This is a genomic window from Pseudoalteromonas sp. J2K-J599 (genome assembly GCF_059295115.2).
This window is the reverse complement of the sequence record NZ_CM200271.1, coordinates 1842217-1854462: the sequence shown is the minus strand read 5'-3', so window position 1 is coordinate 1854462 and position 12246 is coordinate 1842217. Positions and strand designations below refer to the sequence as shown.

Here is a 12246-nt window from a genome sequence, read left to right as displayed (position 1 = left end):
GACTAACAAAGCAATAAACGGCTCAAAAGTGAAAAATACTCAATAAAAGTAATCGTTAAACTTAACGAATATTCACTAAAGGTTAATTTTGTTTTTCATGTGTTGCAAAAGTTTATGTTTTTAATGATTTGATAGGTAAATAGGATGAGGAATTAGCGATGTGTAAAAATTGTAATTTGAATTAATTTCATCTTGGTTAAAAAGTAGTAACTAGTGTAAAAGCTCTAAAAGTACTTTATTTTCATAAATATAACTTTTTATTATTATAGGGTGAACAAAAATGAGTTAAGTAGACACACAAACACGTTAAAAGTGTTTTTACTCTAATTTGTATCGTAATTTCTAATCTCTTATGCCTGTTTGTAAAACATACTTTATGGATTTTAATTAGAATAAGTTGAATAAAAATTAACGAAACCATTAAATCTAATCCGTTATTTTTACTACTAACTACATAGCCATAATAAATGGCTAAAACGCAGTGGTTTGCTTTTAAACTTTCATAGAAAAACAGGCCATTTTGGTTTAAACTGCGCGCAATTTAAATACATCATTACTCCTTTGGAGGGTAGCGCTATTATTAGTACAGCTAATGTCACCATGCAATTTGGTGCTAAACCATTATTTGAAAATATCTCAGCAAAATTTGGCGATGGTAACCGTTACGGTTTAATCGGTGCAAATGGTTGTGGTAAATCAACATTTATGAAAATTTTAAGTGGTGAGCTTGAAGCGTCTTCAGGTAATGTAAGTACTGATCCTAACGAACGCGTTGCTAAACTTAATCAAGATCAGTTTGCCTACGAAGAATACTCAGTAATCGATACCGTGATTATGGGCCACAAAGAGCTGTGGGAAATCAAACAAGAACGTGATCGTATTTACTCTTTACCTGAAATGAGTGAAGAGGACGGTATGAAAGTAGCCGATCTTGAAACTGAATTTGCTGAAATGGATGGTTACTCTGCTGAATCTAAAGCAGGTGAGCTTTTATTAGGTGTAGGTATTGGCACTGACCAACACTTTGGCCCAATGTCAGAAATTGCACCGGGTTTTAAGCTGCGCGTGCTACTTGCACAGGTGTTGTTTTCAGACCCAGACATTATGCTACTTGATGAGCCTACTAATAACTTGGATATTTACACCATCAAGTGGTTAGAAGACGTGTTAAATCAGCGCGACTGTACCATGATAATCATCTCGCATGACCGTCACTTTTTAAACTCTGTTTGTACACACATGGCCGACATTGACTACGGCGAGCTTCGTATTTACCCAGGTAATTATGACGAATACATGTTTGCAGCAACGCAAGCACGTGAGCAATTACTTAACGAAAACGCGAAAAAGAAAAACCAAATTGCTGAACTTCAACAGTTTGTATCTCGTTTCTCTGCTAACGCATCTAAAGCTAAGCAAGCAACATCGCGTGCTAAACGTATCGACAAAATCCAATTAGACGAAGTTAAAGCATCTTCACGCCAAACGCCGTTTATCCGTTTTGATCAAGAAAAGCAGTTATTCAGAAACGCACTTGAAATGACAAACCTAACACAAGGTTTTGACGACAATACGTTGTTTTCTGGACTTGAAGGTTTAGTAGAAGTTGGCGAACGTATTGCTATTATTGGTGAAAATGGTGTTGGTAAAACAACATTACTTAATACATTAGCAGGGCGCTTAGCCCCTAAAGCTGGTGAGTTTAAGTTCTCTGAAAACGCGAACATTGGTTACTACGCGCAAGATCACGCTGATGAGTTTGCAACCGACATGAACTTGTTTCAGTGGATGGAGCAATGGCAACAAGAAGGCGACGACGAGCAAGTGGTTCGTAGCTTCTTAGGCCGTATGTTATTCTCTCAAAACGATATTAAAAAATCAGTTAAAGTAATTTCAGGTGGTGAGCAAGGCCGCATGTTGTTTGGTAAAATTATGATGCATAAACCAAACATATTGTTAATGGATGAGCCAACTAACCACATGGATATGGAATCTATCGAGGCGCTTAACTTAGCCCTTGAAGCTTACGAGGGTACATTGATGTTTGTTTCCCACGACCGTCAGTTTGTATCATCTGTTGCAACCCGTATTTGGGAAATTAAAGACGGTAAAGTTATCGACTTTAGAGGCAACTACGCAGAATACCTAGCGAGTAAAGAAGCTTAATTAGCTATTTACCCGTTAACTCTAAAAAGCCATGTTTAAACATGGCTTTTTTTGTTTTTGTGAGTCGCAATTAAACTTGGTTTGGGTATAATACCCGCCTAAAACCGGACATAAGTCCGCTATTTTTAAAATACATTACTGAGGAGTATTTATGACTGTTGGCATTATTATGGGTTCAAAATCAGATTGGCCAACCATGGAACATGCAGCACTTATGCTAGAGCATTTTGGCATTAAGTACGAAACCAAAGTCGTGTCTGCACACCGCACTCCTCAATTACTTGCTGATTACGCAAGTTCAGCCGCAGAACGTGGTATTAAAGTTATTATTGCTGGTGCTGGCGGCGCAGCGCATTTACCTGGTATGGCGGCTGCTTTTACGTCGCTTCCTGTACTTGGCGTACCTGTAAAATCAAAAGCATTAAATGGTGTTGATTCACTTTTATCTATTTGCCAAATGCCTAAAGGCGTTGCAGTAGGTACGCTTGCAATTGGTGAGCCGGGCGCAGCAAACGCGGGTTTATTAGCTGCACAAATTTTAGGATGTCAAAATCCAGAAATTTTTGCAAAAATTGAAGCGTTTCGTAAAGCTCAAACCGACACTATATTAGCTAATCCAAACCCTGCAGAGTAATAATGAATATTTTAATATTAGGTGCAGGGCAACTTGCACGTATGATGAGCCTTGCAGGATCGCCGCTTAATTTAAACGTTGTTTCGTACGATGTAGGCAGTAAACAAATTATGCACCCGCTAACCGGTGACATTTATAACACGTCGCTTGAGCAAGCAATATCAAACGCTGATGCCATTACTGCCGAGTTTGAGCACATTCCTGATGATGTTTTAACCCTTTGCTGTATCAGTAATAAGTTTTACCCAGGAAAAGCCGCTATTAAAACCGGTGGCGATCGCTCGCTTGAAAAGGCATTGCTTGATAAAACAAACGTAACTTGTGCGCCGTACCAATTAATTACGGAAAAAGCGCATTTAGAACTTGCCGTTAAAACTCTAGGTAAACCACTTGTAATTAAAACATGCCAAGCGGGTTACGACGGAAAAGGCCAATGGCGTTTAAAATCTGATGATCAAATAGACGAAATTTGGTCACAAATGGCTGATTTTATTGCATCAGGCACCGAACTTGCGCCACATACGATTATTGCTGAAAAAATGATTCCGTTTGATCGTGAAGTATCTATTATTGGTGCACGCGACAAACACGGTAATGTTGCTATTTATCCGCTAACAGAAAACGAGCACACAAATGGTGTATTAACGCTTTCTATTGCCGGTAAAAATAATCAAAGTGTTGAAGCTCAAGCAAACGATGCATTTACAAAAATAGCAAACGAGCTTAACTACGTTGGCGTATTAGCAATTGAGTTTTTTGATGTAAGAGGCACGTTACTCGTTAACGAAATTGCACCGCGTGTACATAACTCAGGCCACTGGACGCAACAAGGCTGCCATTGCTCACAGTTTGAAAACCACATGCGTGCTGTTGCAGGTTTGCCGCTTGGTAATACAGAGCTTAAACACATTACCGCGATGATAAACGTATTAGGCCAACCAAGTATTCCAAGTGAAGTATTAAAAACGGTTGATGTAACGAGCCATTGGTACGGTAAAACAGCTAAGCCAGGTCGGAAAATGGGCCATATTAATGTATCAGCTGTTAATATGAGTGAGCTTGCAGACAAACTTGGTGAACTTACAGAGTACCTACCAGAGCAAGATTATCCTGGTATTTTAAAAGCAGCTGCCAATTTAGTGCTCAGTGAATAGTTATCATACCTTTATATAAATACCGGCTTAAGCCGGTATTTTTTTGTCATAAAAATGGGCTTTGAATATGTAATACTGTTAAAGTCTAATTTTAAATTTGTGAAGTAAAACAATGAAACTAAAAACAATATCTGGCGTGCTAGCCATTACTGCATTATTTAGCTTAAATACATTTGCATCGGAATCTCTTCGTGTTGCAACTTTTAATGTAAGTATGGATGCAACTAATCACACGCCTAAAGGTGAGCAAGTTAAAAGTGATGCTTTAGTTAATGCACTTAAAGCTAACCACCAGCAAATTAAGAACATAGCGGAAATTATTCAGCGTGTTCGCCCTGATATTATTTTACTTAACGAATTTGATTACATCCCAAAAGAGCAAGGCATTGAATACTTTAATCAGCATTATTTAAATGTAGGTCAGCAAAAACAAGCCGCTATTAACTACCCTTACTCTTATATTGCACCAGTAAATACAGGCCTAGCTACCGAGTTTGATTTAGATAACGATGGCAAAAAAAATGGCGTGATGGGCGATGCACAAGGCTTTGGCTTTTTTGAAGGGCATTATGGTATGGCTATTTTGTCAAAATACCCAATTAATTTTGATAAAGTAAGAACCCTTCAAACCTTTAAATATAAAGACATGCCAAATGCACAAATGCCTGTAATGCCTAAAACAGGTGAAAACTGGTATAACGCACAAGAATGGCAAGCACTTAGGCTCAGTTCTAAATCGTTTTGGGATTTACCTATTAGCGTAAATGATAAAACAATTCATGTTATTGCATCTCACCCAACACCGCCTGTATTTGACGGTGAAGAGGATAGAAACGGCAAGCGTAACCACGATGAAGTAAGGTTAATAGCCGATTACGTTTCAAATGCTAAGTATATTTACGACGATAAAGGCGAAAAAGGCGGTTTAAAAGCTCGCTCTCGTTTTGTTATTTTAGGCGATTTAAATGCAGCCCCTGAGGGGGACAAAGCCCGTACAAATACCACCGACCAATTACTTAAAAACCCACTTATCAATGCAAGCTTTGTTCCAAAAAGTGAAGGTGCTAAAGAGCAGTATGATGTGCCTTATGCACAAAATTACAGTGCTAATTGGCAAGCCCGTGTTGATTACGTTTTACCGTCAAACTATGGCTTAAAAATTAAGAACGGTGGGGTGTTTTGGCCAACTAAAACCAGTAATGAATATCGTTTAATTAAAGATAGAAACGCATCGAGCGATCACCGCATGGTGTGGCTTGATTTAGTAATTGAATAACGTCTATTACAATTAGTAACTGAGCTTTACCCTGTTTAATGGCTATTTGTCTTAAATAATTGCAATAACTTGAGTGCTTCTGCTTAAATACGGCCTAATTATAATAACCGTATAGAAGCACTATGATTTTTAATTTTTCTTCATCTAAAACGTTAGTGGCCTTAGCTGTTGCCTCAAGTGTTATGCTTGTAGGCTGTAGCGCTACCGCTAACACCTCTTCAACACAGCAAAGTGCTTTACCAGCAAGTAAGGTTGCTGCGGTTGTGAACACGCCAGCTGATATCGGCTCACAAAAAATAACGCTAGAACAAGCCATGGCCGACCCTGATTGGATGGGCAATCAGCCAGAGAACGCTTACTGGGCTAGCGATTCGGCCACTATTATTTATGCTCAAAAAGAGCAAGGTAATACACTACGCAATTTATTTAGCCAATCTATTACTAGCCAAACAGCAGAGCAGGTAGCTCTTAATAAACTTCATACTGTGGGTTCTAATAAAGCCGTTTATTCTAAAAATAAAACAATGGCGGCTTACACATTTAAAGGCAATGTGTTTGTTAAAAACCTAAAAACCGGTGAACTTAAGCAAATTACAGCTACATCAGCAAACGAGTCTAAACCACAATTTTTAAATAATGGCGATTTAGTTTACCGCCAAGGCAATGTGTTTTTTAAAGTTGATTTAAAAACAGGCTTAACGAGCGAGCTTGCTAACTTAAAACTTACTGATGAGCCAAAAGGGATTGAAGAGCCAAGCACGTATATTGCTAAAGAGCAGCATAAATTGATTAAGTTTGTGGCGCTTCAACAAAAAAATAAAAAAGATAAGCAAGCACGCAGTGAGCAAATTAATGAACAAAACGATTCAATTGCTAGCACGGCTTACTACTTAGGTGACGGTAATAAAGTTGCAGAGGCTCAGCTTTCGCCAAATGGTGATGCGTTATTAGTCGTTGTACAAAAGCAAACTGATTGGCGCGGTGATGACGATATTATGCCAAATTACATCACTAATGATGCAACCATTGAGCCTAAAAAAGCACGCCGCCGTGTTGCAGATGCTAAAGAAGAAACCTCAAAGCTTGTCTACATCAATTTAACTAACAAAGAGCAAACTTCACTTAGCTTTAATACTTTACCGGGCTTTGACGAAGATGTTTTAGCCGCAGTGAAAAAAGAAAATTATGCACGTGATGGTAAAACATATAAGTCTAAAAAGGCGCCTCGTGGCATTAACCTTATTATGGACTGGGGTTTTGAGCAAAGCCCAATAGTATGGAACGATGACGGCTCGCAAGTGGCTATCATGCTCGAAGCATGGGACAACAAAGACCGTTGGCTTGCTACTGTTGATTTTAAAAACAACAAACTTGTGTCGCAACATCGCCTACATGACGATGCATGGATTGCTTATGCGTTTAACGACTTTGGGTGGTTACATAACTCGAACACGCTTTATTACCTATCGGAAGAGTCGGGTTACAGCCAACTTTATAAAAAGCCAGTCAATGGAAGTGCAACTGCGCTTACACAAGGCCAATTTGAGGTTTCCAACTTAACGCTTACAAGTGACGACAGCGCAATTTATTACAAAGCGAATGTTGAACACCCAGGTCTGTACGAAATTTACCGTGTTAACCCGCAAACAGGTAATAGCGAGCAAGTTACTGATTTAAACGGCATGACCGATTACACGTTGAGCCCAGATGAAACTAAGTTACTCCTTAAGCACTCTACAATAACGATGCCTAATGAGCTTTATGTAGCAGACGCTAAAGCCAATACAAAAGCAACGCGATTAACGCATACTGTGTCGGATGAGTTTTTAGCTAAAAAGCTAACTGCACCTAAAATTGTTGCCGTGCCATCTAGCCATACCGAACAACCAATATACGCAAAAGTCTACTACCCAGCTGATTACGTTGAAGGTGAAGTAGGTAAAAATCGCAAAGCAGTTATTTTTAACCACGGCGCGGGTTACTTACAAAACTCACATATGGGATTTTCGGTTTATTTTCGTGAATTTATGTTTCATTCATTGCTCGCTGATGAAGGTTACATAGTAATGGATATGGATTACCGCGCATCTAAAGGTTACGGGCGTGATTGGCGCACCGCAATTTATCGTCAAATGGGAACGCCTGAAACACAAGATTTAGCCGATGGCGTTAAATGGATGGCGCAAAATGCCAACGTTGATACCAAAGCAGTCGGCACTTATGGTGGCTCTTACGGCGGCTTTATGACCTTTATGGCATTGTTTACCGCGCCTGAGTTGTTTCAATCGGGTGCGGCACTTAGACCTGTTACCGATTGGGCACATTACAATACAGGTTATACAGCTAATATATTAAACCATCCTGATGTTGACCCGATTGCGTATGAGCGCAGCTCGCCAATTTATTACGCTGAGGGCTTAAACAAACGTTTATTAATTAATGCCCCAATGGTTGACGATAACGTGTTTTTTCAAGACTCAGTGCGTTTAGTACAGCGCTTAATAGAGCTTGAAAAACAAAACTTTGAAACAGCTATATTCCCTGTTGAACCGCATGGCTTTGTACAGCCTTCAAGCTGGTTAGACGAATACCGCCGTATTCATAAATTATTTAAAGAAACGCTTTAAGCTTTAATTATAAAAACAAAAACGCCGCATTGGTTTAGTTAACTAATGCGACGTTTTTATTGGGTTAAACAAAATCTAACTTTATTTTTTCTTTTTAAAGAGCTCTATAACCAGTGGTATGGCAAGCAGAGTCCCGCCAATTACACCAATTAAATGTGCATCAATAGCCACAGTGGAGTTAATAAGCTTTCCTATATCAGCATTAGGGCCGCTAAATTGCTCAAACGCTATTTTAATCCATACGCCTATAAATAATAAATAACCCGACTTAAGCCCTACGGTTATATCTTTAACTGCGCCCCAAATAATTACACCATGCAGTAGAGCACTTAATCCGGTGTAAATATGTATGTTTGGACAAAACCAATAAACACCGAGTCCACACCACAGTGCTAGCGAAATTACATTAAAAGCGTAGCGAGTAGGGGATGTGTATTCGCCATGTAGTAACCATATTAGTAAAACACCACTGGCATTTAATCCCAAATGAGCCCAATTAGCATGAACAAATTGGCTAGAAAAAATTCGCCACAGTTCGCCATCATCAATTAGGCTTCGGTTAAATTCAAGTAAACTATTTAAATCAAATGCAGCAAAAATGGTACTAAAAAGCAGCAAAATAATAGGCGGTAATATATAACGAGGTTGAATAGGTAAATTAAGCATTTTGTTATATTTTTTTAGTCAAAATTTTTGCATATTGTGCCCGTTTAACTTTAAGATGCCAAATACAACTACGTAATTAAGTGTTTTTAGTATTTTTATGCATTTTAAACTTAACTCATTATTTGCCATTGGACTGTGCGCAGTATCACTGCCTTCATTTGCACAGCAAACAACTCAAATTGAAACTCGCGAACCTGAAGCTGCTACCGGATTAATCCATAAAAAAGTAGTGCAAGGTGATAAATACATGGTAGCTGCGGCAAATCCATATGCCTCAAAAGCCGCTCAACAAATTTTAGCCCAAGGCGGCAGTGCCGTAGATGCTGCGATTGCTACTCAACTAGTGCTTACTTTAGTTGAACCGCAATCCTCAGGTATTGGCGGTGGTACATTTATGATGTATTACAACAAAGCTAACAATAAATTGACTAGTTTTGATGGCCGCGAAACTGCACCTGCAAATGCAGACGAAACGCTGTTTTTAGATAAACACGGTAAAGCCGTTAAATGGATTGAAGCCGTAGTAGGTGGACGCTCTGTTGGTGTACCCGGTATTTTACATGCCTTTGCAAGCGCACATAAACAATACGGTACATTACCGTGGGAAGCGCTTTTTAAACCGGCTATTGAACTTGCAGAACAAGGATTTGTAGTTTCGCCGCGTTTACATGGCTTATTAGCCCGACAGTTAAACCCTGGCGTGTTGAGCATGCCAATTATTAACGAATACTTTTACCCAAATGGTAAATTAATTGAAGTGGGTAGTGTTAAAAAGAATCAACCACTTGCTGATTTGTACAAAGACATTGCAAAGCAGGGCATTGATGCATTTTACAAAGGCGAAAATGCAAAACAAATGGTTAATGCGGTACAACACTCTAAAATTGCCCCTGGTAAATTAAGTGTGCAAGATTTAGCAGATTATAAAAGTAAAGAGCGCGATGCGGTATGTATTCAATACCGTGCTTATAACGTGTGTTCTATGGCACCACCAAGTAGTGGCGGCGTAGCAGTACTGCAAATGCTTGGCTTGCTTGAACATAAAGATATGAGTGCACTTAAGCCAAATGGCGAAAAGGCGATTCATTACTTTAGCCAAGCTTCGCGTATTGCATTTGCCGATCGCGATATGTACATGGGCGATCCCGATTTTACTCAAGTACCTACACAAGAGCTCTTAAACAAAGATTATATTGCCTCACGCGCTAAATTAATTACCGAAACAGACCAAAAAGCCGTAGCAGGTAATCCTGTAGGGTACTTAAGTTATGCAATGGATGATTCATACGAGTTACCTTCTACCTCACATGTATCTATCGTAGATAGTAAAGGTAATGCCGTTTCGATGACAAGTTCAATTGAAATGGCGTTTGGCTCTACGGTTATGGTTAATGGCTTTATTTTAAATAACCAACTAACTGACTTTTCGTTATCGCCACGTAAAAACGGCAAGCTTGTAGCAAACCGTGTAGAGGCTGGTAAACGCCCGCGTAGCTCTATGTCACCGGTAATGGTATTTAATAAAGATGGTAGCTTACGCTTAATCGTAGGCTCACCTGGTGGTAGCCGTATCATCGATTACGTTGCACAAGTTGTTGTGGGTGTTATTGACTGGAATTTATCAGCGCAAGACGCCATTAACTTACCGCGTACAACAAATCGTAACGATTACACCAGCCTTGAAAAAGGGACAACCATTGAAGCCATTGCGCCTGCGCTTACTAAACGCGGCCACAATGTACGTATTATTGATTTAAACTCAGGCTTACACGCAGTTGAAGTTAAAAATAATACCTTATATGGTGGCGCTGATCCGCGCCGTGAAGGTGTTGCGTTATCTGATTTAACTGATAATAACGCCACTATCAAATTTTAAATTATGTATAATATGCATGCGGGCAGTGAAGCCCGCATGTATTTTCTCTCAATGGTCTGACTAGCTTAATTGTCGTTGCAATTAAACCTCTAACACTGATAATGACAGATCATAACTTAAGAATCCGTTAAAGCCTGGAAATATGACAACTAATACTGATCCTAACTACTTATATATTCATCATTCTGGCCCTGGCCTAATTGAAACACCGCTATTAAATAAAGGCAGCGCCTTTAGTAAAAAAGAACGCGAAAATTTCAATCTTGCTGGTTTACTTCCTCCTCGCTTTGAAACAATAGAAGAGCAAGTTGAGCGTTGTTATCAGCAGTATTCTAGCTTTACCGACAACCTTAATAAGCATATTTACTTACGTGCGATTCAAGATAACAACGAAACACTTTACTACCGTTTAGTGCGTGACCACCTTGAAGAAATGATGCCAATCATTTACACACCGACAGTGGGCGATGCTTGTGAAAAATTCTCAGACATTTACCGCAGCGCACGTGGTTTATTTATTTCGTATGAAGATCGTTACCAAATTGACGACATTTTACGCAACGCTACCAAAGGTAAAGTAAAAGTTATTGTTGTAACCGATGGCGAGCGTATTTTAGGCCTAGGCGATCAGGGTATTGGTGGCATGGGTATCCCAATTGGTAAATTGTCACTTTACACAGCGTGTGGTGGTATAAGCCCAGCATATACATTGCCTGTAATGCTTGATGTGGGTACTAATAACGAAAAACTTTTAAACGATCCTATGTACATGGGCGCACGCCATAAGCGTATTGCTCAAGACGAATACGATGAGTTTTTAGATTTATTCATTAAAGCGGTTAAACGTCGCTGGCCAAATGTATTACTTCAGTTTGAAGATTTTGCACAGCCAAATGCAATGCCATTACTTAAGCGCTACCGCAATGAAATTTGTAGCTTTAACGATGACATTCAAGGTACTGCGGCTGTAACAGTCGGTTCTTTACTTGCTGCGTGTCGCGTCAAAAATTCAACCCTAAGCCAGCAAAAAGTAGTGTTTGTCGGTGCAGGCTCTGCTGGTTGTGGTATTGCTGAGCAAATTATTAGCCAAATGGTTTTTGAAGGTATTTCAGAAGCACAAGCGCGTAGCCAAGTATTTATGGTTGACCGTTTTGGTTTGCTTAGTGAGGGTATGGAAGGCTTACGCGATTTCCAACAAGCACTTGCACAACCTACAGGCTCGTTAAGTGATTGGACGTACAGCGGCGAGTACGCATCACTGCTTGATGTTATGCACTGTGCTGAGCCTGACATTTTGATTGGTGTTTCTGGTCAACCTGGCTTATTTACAGAACAAGTAATACGCGCTATGCATGCCGGTTGTGAACAGCCAATTATTTTCCCATTAAGTAATCCATCTAAGCAAGTAGAAGCGAATCCTGCTGATGTGATTAAGTGGACTGACGGTAAAGCACTTGTTGCCACAGGTAGCCCATTTGATCCTGTTGAGTACAATGGCGAGACGTTCCCAATCCCACAATGTAACAACAGTTATATTTTCCCGGGTATTGGTTTAGGTGTTATTGCCGCTAAAGCGACACGCATTACAGATGCAATGTTAAGTGTATCTAGCGAAATGCTTGCAGAGTCGTCGCCGCGTGCAAACACAGGTAAAGGTAGTTTATTACCAGCCTTGACTGAAATTGAAACGCTAAGTAAACGTATTGCATTTGCCATCGCTAAAAAGGCAATCGAAGAAGGCGTTGCTCTTGAGATTACGGATGATGCATTATGGGCAGCAATCGACAAAAATTACTGGTTACCAAAATACCGTAACTATAAACGTTGTAGTGTTTAATTAGGTTTAT

General features: G+C 39.6%; 8 protein-coding genes. 7 read left to right on the top strand and 1 reads right to left on the bottom strand.

What is annotated here, in order from left to right; all coding sequences use genetic code 11:
• The first annotated feature begins 576 nt into the window (after positions 1-576).
• From AC5NT5_RS08420 to AC5NT5_RS08400, 5 genes are all read left to right on the top strand, one after another.
• A complete protein-coding gene (locus tag AC5NT5_RS08420) occupies positions 577-2166 on the top strand; it encodes an ABC-F family ATPase (RefSeq protein WP_076914937.1) in 1590 nt (529 codons plus the stop codon).
• A 151-nt stretch (positions 2167-2317) separates the two neighbouring features.
• Positions 2318-2800 carry a 5-(carboxyamino)imidazole ribonucleotide mutase gene (gene purE, locus AC5NT5_RS08415; protein WP_002962540.1) on the top strand — a complete coding sequence of 161 codons (483 nt, stop codon included), beginning with the start codon at positions 2318-2320 and terminating at the stop codon, positions 2798-2800.
• Between the two features lie 2 nt (positions 2801-2802).
• Positions 2803-3954, top strand: coding sequence for a 5-(carboxyamino)imidazole ribonucleotide synthase (locus AC5NT5_RS08410; RefSeq protein ID WP_494513049.1), 1152 nt, complete (start codon positions 2803-2805; stop codon positions 3952-3954).
• Positions 3955-4066: 112 nt separating this feature from the next.
• Positions 4067-5230, top strand: a complete 1164-nt coding sequence (locus tag AC5NT5_RS08405) for an endonuclease/exonuclease/phosphatase family protein (protein ID WP_494513050.1) — start codon at positions 4067-4069, stop codon at positions 5228-5230.
• Positions 5231-5352: 122 nt separating this feature from the next.
• Positions 5353-7857 carry a S9 family peptidase gene (locus AC5NT5_RS08400; protein ID WP_494513051.1) on the top strand — a complete coding sequence of 835 codons (2505 nt, stop codon included), beginning with the start codon at positions 5353-5355 and terminating at the stop codon, positions 7855-7857.
• A gap of 81 nt (positions 7858-7938) precedes the next feature.
• On the opposite strand, the gene rrtA is transcribed toward AC5NT5_RS08400, so the two are convergent.
• A complete protein-coding gene (rrtA, locus tag AC5NT5_RS08395) occupies positions 7939-8523 on the bottom strand; it encodes a rhombosortase (RefSeq protein ID WP_182681292.1) in 585 nt (194 codons plus the stop codon).
• 97 nt (positions 8524-8620) lie between these two features.
• Here rrtA and ggt point away from each other — a divergent pair, with 97 nt between their 5' ends.
• Positions 8621-10399: a gamma-glutamyltransferase gene (ggt, locus tag AC5NT5_RS08390; RefSeq protein WP_494513052.1), complete on the top strand. Its 1779-nt coding sequence runs from the start codon at positions 8621-8623 to the stop codon at positions 10397-10399.
• A 142-nt stretch (positions 10400-10541) separates the two neighbouring features.
• Positions 10542-12236 (top strand): NAD-dependent malic enzyme, encoded by a 1695-nt coding sequence (locus AC5NT5_RS08385; protein WP_188160776.1) that lies wholly within the window; start codon positions 10542-10544, stop codon positions 12234-12236.
• The last annotated feature ends 10 nt before the right edge of the window (positions 12237-12246 follow it).